The 18,830-nt window shown below is 37.8% G+C and carries 13 protein-coding genes; 6 read left to right on the top strand and 7 right to left on the bottom strand.

Features of this window, described 5'->3' with window-relative positions; translation table 11 throughout:
- From ACYVAD_RS19865 to ACYVAD_RS19840, 6 genes are all read left to right on the top strand, one after another.
- On the top strand, window positions 1-183 hold a 183-nt coding region (locus tag ACYVAD_RS19865), incomplete at its 5' end, for a hypothetical protein (RefSeq protein ID WP_461141277.1).
- Between the two features lie 143 nt (window positions 184-326).
- On the top strand, window positions 327-1,775 hold the full coding sequence (locus ACYVAD_RS19860; protein ID WP_461141276.1) for a hypothetical protein: 1,449 nt from the start codon (window positions 327-329) through the stop codon (window positions 1,773-1,775).
- A gap of 206 nt (window positions 1,776-1,981) precedes the next feature.
- Window positions 1,982-3,112 (top strand): cysteine desulfurase family protein, encoded by a 1,131-nt coding sequence (locus tag ACYVAD_RS19855; RefSeq protein WP_461141275.1) that lies wholly within the window; start codon window positions 1,982-1,984, stop codon window positions 3,110-3,112.
- Window positions 3,096-5,318 (top strand): DEAD/DEAH box helicase family protein, encoded by a 2,223-nt coding sequence (locus ACYVAD_RS19850; protein WP_461141274.1) that lies wholly within the window; start codon window positions 3,096-3,098, stop codon window positions 5,316-5,318. The genes ACYVAD_RS19855 and ACYVAD_RS19850 overlap by 17 nt, the downstream gene beginning before the upstream one ends.
- 230 nt (window positions 5,319-5,548) lie before the next feature.
- Complete coding sequence (locus ACYVAD_RS19845) at window positions 5,549-7,756, top strand: hypothetical protein (RefSeq protein WP_461141273.1); 2,208 nt, start codon at window positions 5,549-5,551, stop codon at window positions 7,754-7,756.
- Window positions 7,757-7,759: 3 nt separating this feature from the next.
- Window positions 7,760-8,251 carry a hypothetical protein gene (locus ACYVAD_RS19840; protein WP_461141272.1) on the top strand — a complete coding sequence of 164 codons (492 nt, stop codon included), beginning with the start codon at window positions 7,760-7,762 and terminating at the stop codon, window positions 8,249-8,251.
- Here the strand turns inward: ACYVAD_RS19840 and ACYVAD_RS19835 are convergent.
- From ACYVAD_RS19835 to ACYVAD_RS19805, 7 genes are all read right to left on the bottom strand, one after another.
- Complete coding sequence (locus ACYVAD_RS19835; protein ID WP_461141271.1) at window positions 8,248-9,066, bottom strand: hypothetical protein; 819 nt, start codon at window positions 9,064-9,066, stop codon at window positions 8,248-8,250. The two genes, ACYVAD_RS19840 and ACYVAD_RS19835, sit on opposite strands and share 4 nt — an antisense overlap.
- Before the next feature lie 8 nt (window positions 9,067-9,074).
- On the bottom strand, window positions 9,075-10,190 hold the full coding sequence (locus ACYVAD_RS19830; protein ID WP_461141270.1) for a hypothetical protein: 1,116 nt from the start codon (window positions 10,188-10,190) through the stop codon (window positions 9,075-9,077).
- Between the two features lie 4 nt (window positions 10,191-10,194).
- Window positions 10,195-11,949: a hypothetical protein gene (locus ACYVAD_RS19825; RefSeq protein WP_461141269.1), complete on the bottom strand. Its 1,755-nt coding sequence runs from the start codon at window positions 11,947-11,949 to the stop codon at window positions 10,195-10,197.
- Window positions 11,921-13,045 carry a phosphoadenosine phosphosulfate reductase family protein gene (locus ACYVAD_RS19820; protein ID WP_461141268.1) on the bottom strand — a complete coding sequence of 375 codons (1,125 nt, stop codon included), beginning with the start codon at window positions 13,043-13,045 and terminating at the stop codon, window positions 11,921-11,923. Before ACYVAD_RS19820 ends, ACYVAD_RS19825 begins: the two co-directional genes overlap by 29 nt.
- The gene (locus ACYVAD_RS19815; RefSeq protein WP_461141267.1) at window positions 13,042-16,320 is read right to left on the bottom strand and encodes a hypothetical protein; all 3,279 of its coding nucleotides are present in this window, start codon (window positions 16,318-16,320) and stop codon (window positions 13,042-13,044) included. Before ACYVAD_RS19815 ends, ACYVAD_RS19820 begins: the two co-directional genes overlap by 4 nt.
- Window positions 16,304-17,269, bottom strand: coding sequence for a DUF4007 family protein (locus ACYVAD_RS19810; protein WP_461141266.1), 966 nt, complete (start codon window positions 17,267-17,269; stop codon window positions 16,304-16,306). Before ACYVAD_RS19810 ends, ACYVAD_RS19815 begins: the two co-directional genes overlap by 17 nt.
- 584 nt (window positions 17,270-17,853) lie before the next feature.
- Window positions 17,854-18,270, bottom strand: a complete 417-nt coding sequence (locus ACYVAD_RS19805) for a hypothetical protein (RefSeq protein ID WP_461141265.1) — start codon at window positions 18,268-18,270, stop codon at window positions 17,854-17,856.
- Between the last annotated feature and the right edge of the window lie 560 nt (window positions 18,271-18,830).

The raw sequence follows: 18,830 nt of genomic DNA, 5'->3' as shown, positions 1-18,830 counted from the left end.
GGCCAACATTCAGATTATGTTACAACGAATACAGCCATCAAGCCAAATCTAATTCCAAAACACGCTCTAAAGAAGCTGATACAGGATAAATCTCCCCTAACAAGAGCTGATGGGAAAACCGTTTATCTGTCTGACTCAAGAGACGGACGAGATAATTACTTGACAATCGATACTAAAAACTAACTGAAAACAAGCTGGAAGGTGGTAATGGTAGTCATACATATGCCTGCCTGCCATTACCAATTCCAACTATCAACCTGATTCAAGCTAGTATTGAGTTGAAGAATACGTTATCTATTTTATAAAAATAAACATATGTAAATGTTATGTTAGGATTGCTTCCGTCAACGTTAAATTTAAATACACATGTTAATACTTACCTTCCAGTAAATTGGAACTGCAAAGATTTTAATATTGATCACGCCACCTTTGTACTAAGCCAAATTACACAGGCTGCTGCACTAGACCAAGGTCAAGCTGATGAACTTTTCAATAATGGAGGTTATACACTGTTGTACTCAAACAAATTACAAAGTGTAGTACATAATTATCGTCAGTATATAAATTATTTTATAAATACTGGTGTGATTGAAACAGATGGGTATTTTGTAAGAAAAGTTGATAGTCCAGGAAAGGAAAAAAGTTATGGCTACAGATTCACTGAAAATTACAGTGGCTTTGAGATAAGTATCACTGAGTATTCAAAAAGATTTGAAAAAATATTAAAAAAGCGGGAGAAAACTAACTATAAAAAGTTAGAGAAAGAATACTATCACTTAAGCAAGTGGTTGTGGCCTACCTGTCAACTAAATATAGATTTCGATAATGCCTTTAAATATTTAAAGCTAAGAAGAACGTGTCAGTGGAGATTTCCAAAAGCTAGAGATAAGAAGTTAGATAAAATGACAGGAGAACTAATTGAAAAAGATCCAAACTTGCAATACAAGCTGGCGTTATCTAGCGTCTTACAAATGAAACAAGGAATGTTAAACTGCGTGGTTGATTCAACTGTATTCAGAATGCACACAACATTGACTAGCATGAAAAGTGAACTAAGAAACTTTATAACTTACGGTAATGAGAAAATGGTTTCAATAGATATAACTAATAGTCAACCGTACATAATACTCTCATTATTTAACAAACACATTTATAACAAAACTAAAAGTAATAGAGAAACAACCATATACAATATCAATAATAAACTAGCACAAGAAATAACTACAATTCTCCCTATGTCAGAAGATTTTTTTAAGTTGTTTGATAATGAGGATGTTATGCAGTATAAATTGTTGGTGAGTAAGTCTACTAATAACGAGACAGACATTTATATGTACATGAGGAACCAATGTGAAAAATACGGAATTAACTATTCTAGTCGAAATGAAGTGAAAATTAGAATGTTTGAAGTATTATTTACAGCTAATAGATACAATAGTCCAACTAAACTGCTCTTTGAAAAGTTATTTCCAACTGTGAATAAGTTACTTGTCACGATCAAACAAAAGGATAAGACAACTTTAGCGTGTTTATTGCAAAGTATAGAGTCGTTTGTCATGTTAAAAGTTATTACAAAGCGTATTGCTACTGAAATTCCCAAAGCACCTCTATTTACTATACATGATAGTGTAGCAACTACAGAAGAGTATAGAGACGTTGTAGAAAATATAATGAACGATGAACTAGTAAAGCTTACTGGATTTTCTCCTAAATTAAAAGTAGATTATTGGGAGCCTCAAAACGTTAATTGGGATAGATATAATATAAAATATTGATATGTTAATTTATTAATTTGAATATTTTGTCCAAACTATAAACGCTATTTAAAATGTATCGTATTTGTTCAAATGGTTGATTATCAATTATTTATTGAATAATATTAAAAACTGTTCATTGCCAACTTTGGTATGATTGATAAGTAGTATGAAGTAATATGTTTCACTGTATAGTGTGAAGTAAATACGATTTACTAGATTAGTAAATGGTTTATCTTGATAATAATGCTACTACACGTATAGATCCTATTGTACTAGAAGCAATGATGCCTTACTTGACGGATAACTTCGCTAATGCCGCAAGTAGTCATCATTTAGGCTCGCTCATAAGCAACTCTGTAAAAATAGCTCGGCGTCAGATTTGTAATTTAATAAATTGCGACGAGCATGAAATTATATTTACATCTGGGGCAACAGAGAGTATCAATTTATCTATCAAAGGTATTTGTGAGAATTATACAGGTAGACATATTGTAACAGTTAAAACAGAACACACCGCTGTTATTGACGTTTGTTGCTATTTAGAGAAGCATGGATACGAGGTTACCTACTTGCCCGTACAACCTGATGGCTTGTTAAAGATAGATGATTTAAGAGCCGCAGTTCGTTCTGATACGGTGTTAGTTTCGGTTATGTTAGTTAACAATGAAACTGGCGTTGTTCAACCTATAAAGGATATTTCAACAATCGCTCATGAGGTTGGAGCCTTGTTTATGACAGATGCTACACAAGCTGTAGGTAAGATGCCTATTGACGTAGAAGACTTAGATATTGATTTAATGCCATTCTCTGCTCATAAATTTTATGGGCCAAAAGGTGTCGGTGGTTTATTTGTTCGACAGCGTTCACCCCGGAGAGTACAGCTTACTGCTACAATACACGGTGGTGGTCATGAGCGAGAACTACGAAGTGGAACACTGAATGTGCCAGGTATAATTGGAATGGGGCAAGCTTGTGAATTGGCTCGTCAAGTGATGGCTGATGATGCAAGAAGGATTAATGAGTTGCGATATCGCTTGGAAGCAACACTCTTAGATATTAAAGGTACGTTTATAAATGGTAGTCAGTTAAGTCGACTTTACAACGTAACTAATATTACCCTTCCCAATACTGATGCAAACGTCTTGATAGGACAACTAAAGACTATAGCAGTATCTAATGGGTCCGCTTGTTCTTCGGCAGTTTATAAACCTTCACATGTACTAAAGGCAATGGGCCTGACAGACGATGAAGCATTCGGGGCTATTCGTTTTTCGTTAGGTCGATTTACAACCGAAAGCGATATCTTTCAAGCTGCTGAAGCTATCAAACAACGGATTTATGCTTTCCGACATTGATTTCCCTAAGAGCCAAGAATATAGAACTGGTACTGATAATGAGCCTTTTGCTTTCTACATGGAAGCGTTAGTTGAAAGTAATCAATTTGATTTACTACTTGGGTATTTTAGTTCGTCAGCTATTAGTGTACTGGCGCTGGGTTTTGCTAAATTCATCAGTAACGGTGGGCGGGTTCGCTTAATCATTAATCATGTACTATCGGCGAATGATAAGGCTGCAATTATCGAGGGAGCGAATACAGCCGCCGATTTGTATGAGTTTTCAATCCACGATTTTCAATCACTCCGGAAGGCCCTAGACGAGTATAGTGACCACTTCTTCGCTTGTTTAGCTTGGTTGATAGCTTCAAAACGAGTCCAGATTCGTGCGATCAAACCTAAAGATAAGCGAGGTATATCACATTATAAATCTGGTACTTTTTATGATGGCGTTAACAAGGTACGCTTTAAAGGCTCCTGCAATTTTACGGCCTCTGGCCTGATCGAAAACCTTGAAGAATTGGACGTAAAGTTGTCTTGGAAAGTGGGTAATGATGCGTTTACTGAATACGAAGCCTACTTTGACGAGTTGTTCGATGGCCGTAGCGATTACGCTGAGATAGTGCCGATCGAGCAAATTGAAGCTGCTATTGTTCGAGATTACGGCGGCAAGGAATTAGATGAATTGTTGATTGATGAACAGAGATTAGTAATCAAAAAAGCGCAGCAAACCCGCAGTGTGTTATACCAAACAGCAGTAAAAAGAATCTTGCGTAAGATCGATACATACCTTACTACACCCCGATTTCCGTACGAAAGTGGTCCTCGTGATTATCAGAACGAAGCTTATCATAATTGGATCAATAATGGATTTCAGGGAATCTTCGCGATGGCGACAGGCACAGGTAAGACAATCACCTCGTTAAACTGTGTATTGAACGAATACGTAAGCACTGGTAGATACCAGGCTGTGATTCTGGTACCTACAACGGTGCTAGTTGAGCAATGGGAAAAGGAGGCTCGTAAGTTTAACTTTCGCGAGGTGATCAAAGTATCATCCAAGTCACCGGGCTGGCATGGTGAGTTAGACCGGATCACAACGCAACTCAGCTTCGGTATGGCAACGTCATTTATAGTGATCGTTACCTATAAATCATTTACAAAAGACCGATTTCAACGGGCCTTCAAGCGATTGTCAGCAGAAAGCGTTCTGTTGGCTGACGAGGCTCATAATATTGGTTCACCTTCGTTACTACGCTTGCTAGGCGGGGTGCATTTGCAGAAACGTATCGGTTTGTCAGCTACGCCCAAGCGGGTTTATGATCCAGAGGGCTCTGAGAGAATGGAAGCTTTTTTCCACGATCAGGAGCCATATACATACAGCTTTTCGATGGAACGGGCGATTGATGAAGAGATACTTTGCCCATATTTCTATTATCCAAAATTGGTTGAATTGACTTCTGACGAGTTAGTGGAGTATACCAAGATTACTACTAAGCTTGTCAAACTTTATAGTCGGGTTGGACGTGACGATAAAGCTTCACAAGCAGTAGAACAGTTATTAATGCAGCGAAAGCGGATCATTCATAAAGCCCAAGGTAAACTGACCGTTTTTGAGGATATCTTAACCCAAATCCAGAGAAGCCGAGGACAGATTGGCTACACGCTAGTATATGCGCCTGAGGGTTATTACAGCGATGATGAAATGAATGAAGATAAATACCCTGATTTGACCGAAGAAAATCGAATCATCGACTTCTATGCTTCAGTAGTACGTCGCCTGTTACCTGAAACGACTATTACGCAATATACCAGCGAGTCAGCGGATAAGGATTTGGTTCTAAAGCAGTTTGAGCAAGGGCGCATTAATATGTTGCTCTCTATGAAGTGCTTGGATGAAGGGGTTGATATCCCGCGTACTGAACAAGCTATATTTTGCTCTAGTACCGGCAATCCTCGACAGTTCATTCAACGTCGAGGGCGCATACTTCGCAAGCATCCGGAGAAAGATTTCGCTTACATACATGATATGGTGGTTATTGCCCGTGCTGATCCGAACACGACCAACTTTGAACTAGAGAGAAAGTTGGTCCAGAAAGAACTCGAACGGGTCGTCCACTTTGCGTACATGGCCTTGAACAAGTACGAAGCGATTGAGGTATTTCGGGACGTTTGCAACTATTACGAGCTTAATTTAGACACTATTCACACTGATTTGGTAGCGTAACTATGAACAAATTGGACATTGTAAAAGCCTTCTTGTCTGACCCAGAGATTCAGCGGAGGTATGATCTAAGGCCCAACGATGTTGAGCAAATGACGCTGGCCAATCAGCATCCAAGCCCAATGGTTGGATTGGTACGCCGAATGGTTGAGCTCGTTGAAAGCGATACCACACCCACTACGATAGCTTCACAACTTAACCACTACCTGGAAAACGTTCTCCGCCCTTAACCCATGCTTATTAAGTGTATTGAGATTAGTAATTTTTTGTGCTACTACGGTAGTAATAATCGGTTTGACTTTGTCGAAGGACTAAATATTATTCTCGGAGCGAATGGATATGGTAAATCAAAGCTGTATGACGCGTTTCAATGGGGCTTTAATGATGGAATCACCGATAGTTCGCCACGGCAAACGGCTACGAGCGTACGCTCGACCAGCGTCGTAAAGCGTGAACTAATTTCCGAAAAGGCGCTTTTCGAGTGCGCGGTTGGGGAAGGTGTTGAAGCCAAGGTGGTCATTGAGGTTGTCGATAATCAACAGAAAGAATTTCAACTTATTCGTTCTTACCAGATTAAGCGTCGGGATGAAAGCACTTGGATTGAGCCAGCGCGAAGTGACTTCAGAATTTTATATAAAGACGTACTTGAATTTAAACCTGTTTGGGAAAGTGAATATGATGCTACACTCGAACGACTAATTCCAGTAGATGTAAGGCCGTATGTTTGGTTTCAGGGGGAACGAGGAATTAGTAACTTGATTGATACATCTAATACTGAATCATTACGGAATGTTATAAAGCGGTTGTCAGATATTGATCGGTGGGACAAGTACATTGAAACAACGACGACAGCTGCTAGAACAGCCCAAACTAAGTTTGATCAAGAACTCAGTAAATCAAAGCGTAATGAGAGCAAAATTCTCGAACTACAAACTAAACGGCGTAATGCCGCATCAGAAATTCAGCGGCTTGACACATTGTTAACGACTGTCTCAAATAATTTGCATGCTGCACAATTAAATCATGAGGAGTTATCCGCAGACATTGAATATGCGGAGAAAATGAACTCGATTGTTAGGGAGAAAGAACAGATTGAGAAAGATTATAAGATAGCAAAGGAGCGTGAAGAGCAATTAACGGAGGGATTGAGTAATAAGTTATTTACCAACTACTGGGTGCTCTCAGACACCACTTTCCTAATTGATAAATTCGAAAAAAAATTTAAAGACTATAATACAGCTGTTTTTGAAAGGATAGGGTTGGCTAACCTATCTAAGAAGATCGAAGAGCAATTACAAAACCGGCTTCCTAAGGGTGTACCTGAACCCTTGTACGTTAAACAGATGCTGGAACAGCAACATTGTTTAGTTTGTAATCGACCGGCGGAGGAAGGTACTGATGCCTACAACGAGATTGCCAAATTGCTTATAGTAGAGTCGAGTAATAAGATAGAGGAAGAAAAGCCACGAACTGATTTACAATCGTTTTTTGGGCAGGTGTATGGGTATGGCTTGTCCCTAAGGGATAGTATCAATCGAGTGGATGAAAGTATACAAGAGGCATTTTACGAAATTAACGAGGCTCGTGCCCTTGTATCAGCCCTTGATCTAGAGTTAAAACAAAAGGATCGTCAGCTACAGGAACAGTTACAACTTAGCGGCATTACGAACGCCAGAGACATCGTGAACTCGATGAAAAATGCATTAGCTGACGTAAAGAAGTACACTGAGGAACAGAGTAAGCTTAGCAGCAGAAAACAGGAATTCGATAATCAGATCAAGGGTATTGATAAGGATCTGAGTAACTTGTCAGAAGGCGAGGTGCCAGAATATCTCAGGCAAAAAAAAGACATGCTGCAAGACTTGTCGGCCTTGGCAAAGCAGGTCAAAAGAAGGAAGTATCAAGAGTTGGTCAAGCTACTCGAAGATACAGCTAATGACCATTACCGTAACATCAACGCTCCAACGGGTGCTTTCTATGGCACAATTAAATTTGTTGAAACATCGGGTGATGCTTATCGCCCGGCTGTAGTAGATGCTGATAACCGAGAGGTAAATAACCTAAATACTTCGTTAGTAAGTTCGCTGAAGTTGTCAATTATTATGGCTGTTGTATCGGCAAATAAAATGCGTGATTACCCTTCATTATATCCACTTATATCAGATGCCCCCGTCTCAGATTTCGACGTGGTAAAGATTAGAACGTTCTTTATAGAAACGGCCAGCACATTTAAGCAGAGTATTGTAATCATGAAAGAACTACTTGTGAAAGACGATGAAAGAAGTGGTCGGTATAAGCCTGACAGTAAGCAATTACAAGAATTACGTAATGAGATAGAAGCGTTGAATAGACCTTTAAAAGTTTATCAGCTAGATATGCCAGACGGAGTGACTAACAAATTTCGCAGTGAACTTGAAGTTTCCATTAAACTGTTATTTTGATAAATGAAAACTTTATTAGATCGTTTTTACAAGAAAACACCTCACTATCCGAATGCCTACCGTGATCTAGTCGATAAATTATCTCGCAAGCGAGCGTTCGATACCTCTTTAGGAACAGAGGAGGAGCGATTTGCTCAAGGAAAGGTTTTTGGTAATTACTATGAATGTTTCTTGTATGCTACTTTACTAGGAATACGAAAGGATTATCGCATCCCTTTTGAACGAAGCGAAGGAACAAAGTTTATTGAAATAGAGGCTTGGAAACCCCGACAACTCACTCAGTATATTTTTATGAGCTTACTTGCACTATCTGATATAAATTTGATTGATCTTGAAGAATTGGATGAGCAGCGTATTGACGCTAAGGTGTTCGACTTGATGCAACTTATGGAAGAGTATGCTCACGGGGGATTCGACTTACTACAAGCTAAGTTAAGGGATGAACCGCATTTTTTTGAAAGTCAGTACGCAACATTGAGGTTGCTAAAATTTTAATCATATAAAGCGAATACAGAACTGCCTCTAAAATGAGTCTCGTATCCTATAATTTTATCTACATAGGCATTATCTATTTCAAACAAGGAATCATATTCATTCATCAACCTAAATACATCTTTCTTTTGGTCTAAGCCTTCAAACAGCTTACGTACGTTCAATAAATTCATATCATTAAGATTTTTAATCAAATTACTAATGACGTGCTTCTCTTCTTTATCTTTTAACATAAGATCATTATAACGATTACGAAGTCGATCTATCAGATTTACATGGTCTGATAAATATCTTGAACGTAGGTTGCTTAAAAAATTAAGAAGGGTTATTTTTTTAAAAGAAGAATCATTCGAAAATAAAAATATAAGCAAATCTACGGAGTCTTCTATGTAACCTATTTGATGAAAAGAAAAGAAATTTATAAAATCTTTTTTTGCTTTATAATCATCAGTAAAAAAGACCACTTTAGACTTATAGCTACGACTAAGCACAGAACTACAAATTGTACTACAAAACTCGCCATTCATTTTAGTATATGAAGTATACTTTTTGAATTCTTCCTCGTATAAGGAAATAACATCCTCCTCCTCCTTTAACATGTAATCCTTATAAACGAAAGTAAATGTCAATAGCTCTGTCAGCTTTTTATCATACTCCTTAAAAGAGCCCTTTACTACTTTTCGTAAATTGGTCTTAATTTCAGAATAGACTTTAGGTGTAATCTTAATATCTAAAGATTTAAGCCTTTTAAATAGAAATTCATCTTCATCTATGAGTAATATATTTATAATACTACATGCATCAATGACAAACAACATAAAATTAACTATTGAAATCCAACTATTTCCGATTTGTTAGCCTCGTATAAAGGTAAGTCTATGATTAGTACTTCTTCAAGATCACCTATTTCAAGTAACGTGCTAAATATTTCATTATACTTTCTAACAGATGCATTTTTAAAGTCAATAAGAATTTGATTGACCACACCTTCCTCGAATGGAAACAGACTCGACTGGTCTGGAACTTCGTCGATTCTAAACTGCTTTAAAAGTTCAGTTAAGTAATCTATAATCGCTTGTCTGTCCGGAAGATCGAAGTTTATTCTATCTCGTATCCTTGATTTGACAGACTCAGATATGTACTGCCCTAAGTCTTCGGCAGTAAATAATGAAGATTGTGTCAAATTTAAGAAAATCAGTAAATTATTGGGTGTGTTATCAAATAAGTCTCTTAAGCTTGAATTAATCTTTTCTAAGGAAGAATTGTTTAAAGTTACTATGTCTTCAAACTCATCAATCCAGAGTATTACGCATGAATAAATGCACTTCTCATATGTAAGTGTGGAAAATAGCGCTGCAATAAATCTAATATAATCGTCCTCGGACTTGAACTTTCGCAAAATGCCACTGCCTTCAAGGCCTCTAATCTCTTTAGGTGTGACGTTTCCATATAAGAACCGTTTAATTAAGCTTTGCTCAGTATCTTCTGATTCTATAAATACGGCTTTTATGCATGCTCTTATGAAGGAGTCGCTAAAAGTTTGCTCAACGTAATTAATTATGTCTTCTTTAATAGCTGCTGTTGAGGTTCTAATGTGTGTGAGATCAAGTTTATCTATTACAGAAGTAAATAGATCTTCAACAGGAGCTTTGCCTTTGGGTAATGTTAAGTATATATGGAATGGGGTAATACCACTAGCCTCAGCCGCTAGTCTATCTAGTTCAGATTTCTTGCCAAAAAATTTTGCTGCATGGGTCTTTCCACTTCCATACTCCCCCCAGTTAAGTACTATTCCCGAGTTGCGAAGTTTAATTGAGCGCTTTATACGGCCTTCAAATTTAGCTTTCACATCGCTAAAGCCCGCCCACACTAATTCATCGGACTGAATACCAGGTACGGTACGAAAAGGATTAACTTTTAAATTATAGTTTGGAAAACTCATAGTTTTAATGCGCTAGCTTCTGTAAGTAGCCATCGTTGAATTGGGCTTGGAACTTATAAATGAAGAGGTTTGAAAAGTCTTCTTGAATTATCCGGTTGATGTATTTACTTGAAACAGAACATCCATGATTTAAAAGCAAGGTGTATTGAGTATACCATATAGTCTGAGATAAGGTTACACGATTAAAGGTCATAGTTTGAAAAAGTTTAAAGCATTCGTTTATCCTTTCGAGAACTATCGCTTTAATCTCGATTTCATTTAACGATACATTGATACCCAATCTATAAGTTTTGGCAAAAATATGTGGAAAGAAATAGCTCATTAAATCGCTTGGGTCTAACACCCAGCCAAGGCTCAAATCATACCAATCACATAGCCCCTCAAAGAATCTTTCGCCTGTCTCTGTAATTTGTACTAAAACTTCTCTATTCTTTGATGTTGGTAATTTTATGAAATCGATATCCAGTAACCAGTTTAGTCGAGGCATTAAAACATGTTCTAAATAGCGGTCAGGCTTTTCCCAAGCTTCAATACGTGCTCGTACCTTCCTAATCTCGTCAATAACTCTCCGTTCGTGAAGCGCAACATAATCTTGAAGAAAGTATTGCAGCCTTTGAATCAATGCTTGTTGAAATACTCTTTTTAGTTCAGAAAACGAAGTTTCTTGTCTTACATAAATGAGTTCTAATAAAACAGATATATATAAAAAATCATATTTAAGTAAAGTTTCACCGAAAAATATCTTGTCTAGAAAATTTAATTCGAATGGGTTTTTCGATTGATAGTTTTTAGATAATTCAATATAAACTTTAAATCTTTTTGAAGATGTAACTATTCTGTTTAAAGAATTAGTTAATTCTAAATCATTTGCTATCTCTAAGTATGGTTTTGCTGAAGTTCCAGTTATTTTTTTTGTAGTGCTAAGTTTGATTATGCCTTTTGGATTTGATGACTCTAATAATTTGTCTTGAAAAGGAATAACAAAAGATTCATACTTTTTAAAGAACTGACTTGCAGGGGTTTGTGGGTATTTCGTCAGGTACTGTGATAGAAGCTTCAAGTAGCCTAATCTTCGACTCTTAGTGTTTGTGTTAATTATGTTAACTCTTTTGGTGTCAACAATTTTTCTAAGATTTATATAATGTTTATAAATGTAAGGAGATATTTGAGGGGGATTACTGTAGACACTATTAATGATTTCAATAATTTCTCTCAATTGCTTATTGTTGCATTTTAAAGATATTCTAAACAGGAAATTATAATAATCTCCTACGTCGCAATACCCTCCCCAATCTTCAAAACCTTCATTAATGTCAAAAATATAATTATCAACTAAGCCGTCTTGCGGAAAACGGCTTTTTATTTTGCTTAATAGGATAAAGAGAGTTCTTGAATTTGATTGAGGAAGTATTTTATCCAGCTCATTAACTTCTCGATAGCCATATATTTCAGAACCATACACTTGGATGGATTTTGTTTCTTCCAATGATGGTAGGGATAGTAGCTCATCAGAACTTAACTTGTTAAGTTCTCGTTCTTCTTCAAAATTCAGCTCTATATCTTCATCTTCGTCATCCTCGTCAACATCGTCTCTTACTGGGCGTTTAAACTCAATTAATATACCGAAGGAGTCACTGACTTCAAATAAAACGGAGGTTTTATTTGATAGTATATATGGCTGATTATTAGATGTATCTGCTAAAAATTTGTATATGCTTTCAGTCATCATATCAAATGAAGCAAGACGCGCATCCCTCATTTTCGGCATCGCTTAGGATGTCAAGCAAATAAGGTGATTTAGCCTGTTGTTTAATTCGTTTTGCGCGTTTTAGATATTCCTCTTTAATAGCCTGTATACGCTCAGGGCGTATCATTTCCGCTAATGTCTCTTCGTCACTCCAGGAGTACCCCTGCTTCTCATATTCCATTGCCTTGGCGAAGCGATCAGGGTGCTGCTCGTAAAGCCAAATCCATTCTATCTTTTGCTGATAGAAGCAGAAGAAGCAGCCTGATCGGCTTCTTGAGTATTGACCTGCGGACTTATCATTAATATTAAAATCTAGGGGCTTATAGTAAGCAGGGGTGCCTACACCACTGTCTTCCAATAGTTGGAAGATATCGTCACGTACCAGCACATCATCGTTATCAATCAATGCAAATGATTCTTCCAACGACAATGGATAACTGGTTTGTTTCAAGAAAGCGAATGTCAACTGGTTGAATAATTTGGTATTGGTATCAAGCAGTTGGTTTAATTTCTGCACCTGGGTAATACCTGCTTTTTGAGGTTTTGACAAAATTTCAGAAAACCGATCTACGTTCGACGGTTTAATGGTAGTTTCACTAAGGATAATCTGCTGTAGATTCAGGGCGTTTGGGAGATTATTATCTGCCAACAGCTTTTTTATAACGTCTTCACTCCAGATATTCCGACGAAATGGAAAGATAGATTGAATATTGGGCTTCTCTGAAATATACCCTTCACGGTCTTCGTCCCCACGAATACCTACATACGAGATAACAGGGTCATTTCCAACGAACTCCTCAAATGGCTCTAGTTTTAATTTTTTGGTACACCAACGAGCGCGGGAAGATGGTAAATAGCCACCGTATAAATCAAGATAATGATCGAAGGGGTCTCGAGTACTCCCTTCAGCAGCTCGCAGTAACTTTACCTTCTTGCCTAATTCATTTTCTAGATTCTTGATCAGTTGATAGGTTTCATCTAACTCCTTACCTGTGTCACAAGTATAATATTCGATATCTAAATCAGGGTACTTCCTATTCATATAAATAGCCAAAGCCGCACTGTCTTTGCCACCAGAGATACCTAGTACATGCCTAACTTTTGTCATTTTTTCAGTAGGTCTTTTAGAATGTTTGTAAGAGCTGCAATGTTTATATCGTTGTCTTCTTGGAGTTTCTTACGAATATATGCTTCTACTTTCTCAACTTGTTTTTGCTTATGTGCTGGCATTCGCACTAGATCTTTACTAACGCCGTCTGCTAAGGAAGTAATTTCTACACTGAAAACGGCCTCCTGGTCAGGATTTACGTCGTTTGCGGATAAATTTGTTAAATTATCAAGATCGCGAATAGTCCTCTTGAATTTATCATAAAGTCGAAGCTCATCATCATCTCTAAACGTGTCGAGTGATTTACCAACGATTGCTTGAGCAATAGCATTTAACCAAGCTTTGCGATCGTCAAGGGGAGACCTTAATCGTTGCACAAAGGCCTTCTGGTTAGTCAAAAGCATATGCATTTGCACGTTCTGGAAACGCGATTGCAAGCGACTACGGTACTCATTAAACGCTAATTCATCGCCAACATACTCTTCTAATATAAACTTTTCAAATCGACTTATTAGTTCATCGTAACTAGTTCTTAGTTCTCGAATAGCGTCTTGAAGCCGATTGATATAATGCTCGATCTCATCATCAGACGTTTGCAAAGAATCAATGGAATATCCTAAGGCTAGAGGAAAGTCTTCAAAAAAGGTTTTCTCTGGCTCTTTCGATTGAACGATTGAGTCGCGTATAGCAATAGCTTCTTTGCTTAGTCGCTTTGTTTGTTTTGAGTATTCTGGGAGCTCTCGGTAGAAGACTAAAAATGGCTTAATTGTCTCAATAAATGCCTGTGATCCAAACGATAACTCAGTGCTTTGATTAATAAGGTGTCGGTAACTGTTAAATAAGTCAAGACGTACACCGTCAAGGCTAAACGCCTTGACCGCATAGCGATGGGGATGCTTATTGATCAACTCCAGAACATCATCTGTGATTTTTGGTACGTATGTATCTCCCTCAAACAAAGCAAAATCATCTCGTTTGATGAATAAGAACGTTGGCAACCAGAAATCAATAAGGCCTTGTTTAAGTTTGTAAGGTTGCTCGGATAGTATTTCAACTAATTCGACGACAGACCTTTTTCCTATTTTTGATTTGGTTAAAAATTCTTCGCTCTCTTCCCACACCTTTCTGAAGGATGAATCTTTGGCTATTTCTATTTGATGAATTGATTGATTCGCAATAGATCCAACTGTTGGGCGATTTGGATTTAAACCATTTTCTTTCAGTAGTGTTAGATAGATGGTTTTTTCTGGAGGAAATCTATCTTTCTCAAAACCTAAATCTGGTTCGTTCCAATGAGATACTAAACGCTGTATAAAGTCGCGTTTAGGCTTAAACATTGACGATGAAATCCTATGTCGGTTGATGAGCTCGTTTTTAAACGTAGGAGTATTATAATACACTTGTTTACATACCTGTGATAATAACTTATTAAAATCACGGCGACTGCATATGCCTTCTTTTTGATCTCCTTGAAATACCCAAACTGTAGGTGTATCAACAGTTTTATCCTGCAACATACCATCAATGATGTAATGATTAAGCAGGTCCTTATGGTTCTGATGTATTTTTTTTAATTCGCGAACAGCAACGCGGTCATCTGGGTTACGCTCTATTACGTTTTGAATGCGTTGAAGCTCTTCTAACTGTTCGCGAATAGGTTCTGTATTCTGGTAGTGCACATATATAATAGCTTCTTGGTGTGAGGTTGAATGATGTTTTATTTCGTCAATCGTCAAAGACGAATTAAAAATCAGGTTGATGTAACCGTCTGTTTCACCTACTGGCCTTTTAGTAATAGGATACTCAGAAATATGATATTCAAATGAGCGAGGAGTTCCAGTTTTGTAAGTATACATTTTTGCCAGAACAGGCGGTAAGTGGTAGTAGCGTTGTAATAGCGTAGCTACATTATTTATCGCGTCTACATTGGCTTGGCGGAGAGCTAATTGAATATCAAGGTCAGTACCTTCGTTAGGGACGTAACGTCCTTTATACGTTCGATACTGAATAATATTACGTTGTGATAGATCATCGATTAATTGACCGGCATTTTTAAGGCCAAGACAGAACTGACCATACTTTTCCAAGAAGGCCCTATCCATAACGGCGTTCTGTGGAATAATTAATGATAATAGGCCAATAGCTTTTACTAATTTTTCGTAAGGCTCAACTTGTTCCAAAAAGCTACGCTCGACTGTCTCTAATGCTAACCGTATACCTAGCCATGCTATGTAGTCTCCGTTCTCCCTTGAATTTAGAAAGGAGTAATAATTGAAAGTTAGGTAGTCAAAAACATTAGATACATTATAGAATGGATTAATAGGAGTTGTCTCAAAACTGCCTAAGCCGGTATGGTCAGAAGCTTGTAAAAATGAGAATAGCGATCGTTCATTTTGCCCATACCGTTGTAGCGCTATAGTTAGTACTGTAGCTGCCAGAATATCAAGAGGGTATAATTTACTTGCTATTTCTTGAACAAGTGATTTATCTAATCTGAGAGCTTTTGTTTTTTGAGCAATTTCTAAGGCTACTAGCGCTTTGCGAGTATTTTTGTTATTTCCGTTAAGATGATGAGCCATCAAGACAAGTAACTGCTCAACTGGTTCGTTAAAAGTAATTTCACGGAAACGGCCTTTAACTTTTGCCCATTCATTCTGTTGAGCCTCAGTCAACGATTGAGCGTAAGCAGCTATATTTTGATGAACAGCTGTGATAAGACAGAAATTATAGTCAGTATTATTAATAAATTCTGTCAGCTCCTGTATAAAATATAGCTCACGCTCCGGATGGTTACTAGCAGCGTATTCTAAGAACTTACCAAATTCATCAATTACTAGAACTAGGAGGGGAGTCTTCTCTGATTGCCTATCTAATTTATAATATTGACTAAAGATCTCAGATAGTATTGTTTGGGATAAGTTAGGTGTGTTGTAAGGGTTGAGACCAAAGGACTCCGCAAATACGTCAATAATTGACCGATATTCACCTATAAAATTGATGAATTTGACATGTGGTGATGCTACTAAGCTTACATCAAAAAAAGGTCTCTTGTCTTTAAGAGTCTGTTCAAAAGCCCAGAGCAGAGACGATTTACCTGATCCGTATGAACCGATGATATTGAACGATCGATTACCCTTCTTATAATCATTAGAGATCTGATGGACTACACGTTCGGCATTAGACGTTGTGTAATAGGTCAGATTCCGTTCGGCATCTCGAATAATATTTACTGATGGAGTGTAGTTAGTCGTATCAGAATTAACGTTGGCCTTCATAATAACGCTCAAGGATTGACATATAGGAGGGGCGCTCCTTAAATGATAATTCACGTATACCAGCTTGGTCGCTGAATACAATGTTTTTGTCAGAAGCGGCAAGCGACTCTAACTTGGCATGTATGTCATTGGCATTCAACGCAAATACACTACCTATTTGATTTGATGCCGTTAATAACGTGTTGAAACTAACTGAGCTATCAAAGGTGGGGCTACTCTCTGATGAATCCGACAGAATTCCGTACAACAAAATGAGATCTGGAAGGTCGTTTCGTTCTTTGTTATGAATGGAATAGTAGTCTTCCTTTTCGTCCTTCTCGTTATCGTCACCAGAAATAACACGCTTTTCGGCATTGATCAGGTTCAAATCTGTTAAGAGTCCAATAGAGCCTTCCTCCCGATCTTTGTTTTGGGACGCTGTACGAAGGTACATTTTGAGAAATACACCAAAGTCAGTGGCAACAGTCCCTTCGTTGATTGCTTGCTGTCTAGTTTCAGCTATTCTCTTTGCGAACGTCAAAAAGTTGTTCTTGGTGAACTCTATTCGGTCGCGCCGGAACTGATTGAAAATTAGATTATATATGGAAGCGTAATTTACTGTTACTAGTCGATGATGTAGCAACCAGATAGTACCTTGATCTTCAATGTATGGGTCCCAGCCACCATCGCGAAGAAGTTTACGGGCTAAATCATTGGGGGTTTCATCTAGATTTAACAAGCCGAACGCTTTCATCCAGAAGCGGATTGCACTAACCATATTCTTTCCTACTCCTAAGCGAACCACAGCTTCTTCGTCGTTGAAAGACTGTTTAGGAGTTGCCACTAGGTAATCATATCCCTTTTTTAACCATAGGCCTCGACACTGGAAAGTCTCATGACCAGAAAACGTTAGGCGGGGCGTATTGTGATTTGGGAAGAAAACTATCTGGCTTTTATCAATGCTAGCCATTTATATTAATGTTAAATAAAATTGTACTATTTTCATTCAATGGCTCTGCCTTTTCCAAATCTACAATAATTTGTAGTGGTTAAAAGCGAATTCTTACATAGAGTTTCAAGAAAAAATGAGTGTGGTTTTGAAGTGGCTAATTGTTAGTCATATACACTGAAGGGAAGAGTGTGACTGCATGGGGAGTGTAAATAGGTAGTACGATAGGTATACCATGTTTACATGAGTTACTCTTACTATAAATTCCTTTTAAGTTAAACATCCTAGAGATTGAGTCTTAGTCAATAAAGAGGATTTCAGTCTTCTATGGAAAGATAGTTTATTGGATATCAGAATACTAGCTAATGATTGGTTAGATAATAATAGTGTTACTACTGATTAGATACTCAAACAGAAATAAATCGCCTTGTATGCAAATTCGTATGCAAAAAAAAAGCCATTTACGATTTTACGTCGTAAATGGCTGATAATCAAGTGCACTCGTAGGGTTACTACAGTAGAAATTAAAACCTTGGTAATTAAGCCTTTATCGCTGATTTAGCGACTGGTACGCCCCAAGTGCGACAACGCTGGGTAAAAAAAAACTAAATGACTCCAGCCTGAAGCTGTGCATCGAGTTCATTTTCTCCCCAGAGTGGTCGTACCCGGCCCATATAGGGCATACCATTATGCTTTCCCGGCAATAGCGCATCCACAACCCGTTGCAGGCCCGCGATCTGGTTATCTTTTGATTCCAGCTGATTCACTAGCCGCGCAAAATTGCTTTCTAAGCTACCAAGGTGTTCGACCAGGTACTTATCTGGTTTTTCGGGGGATGGCAAGCTACCTGCCTGCTTCATCATATCGCCCTCACCCTTCATCAACCATTCAGCGTTTACAGCTGGGTAGGTTGTTACGATACCTTCAAGCAGCTCGTATCCTGGTTTAGTCTTTCCCTCGACTATATAATTAATCGTCGATGACGATTTATTGATACTCTTAGCGAATGAATTATTAGTCATGTTCAATGACTTTATAAGGGTGCCAATCCTTTGATTTATCGTTGTCATAGTTTCACTTGTCTGGATAATGGTTCATACCGTCTGCCAAGGTTTAACCGGTGGGATTAGCTACGATTAGATCATACACTTACCCCCGTTTACGTGTAGATAGCCTAAAGTCGCTCATTTTTGGTGAAAATTTTTGCATGACAAACTAGTTCATAGTCAAACACTTATGTCACTACTGCAAAAATATTCACCAGTTGTTAGCGAAATATTTGGATTTGGTTTCTATGTATCGCTAATATTGTAACAGAAAGCGTTACCAAAACCGCTGTAAATAAAGAAACGATTTTTGTAACGCGCAACGGTTTCGAGTGTATGGTATAAAAAAAGCTATGGAAAAGATCCGGCATTATTACGACAAATTGAAAGAAACTCACCCTGAGCAGTGGAGCGCTTTTAACGCCGAATTAGCTCGGATGAATGAGATCGATCATTTCAAACGAAATGTCCTTAATGTGGAGCCTAAAGAGCTATGTAAGAAGCGGTTAAATGTTATGCTTCTAGTAGTCTCTTCG

The sequence above is a fragment of the Spirosoma pomorum genome (assembly GCF_054776615.1).
Note: the sequence above shows the minus strand (reverse complement) of the source record. Positions and strands in the feature narration are given on the sequence as shown.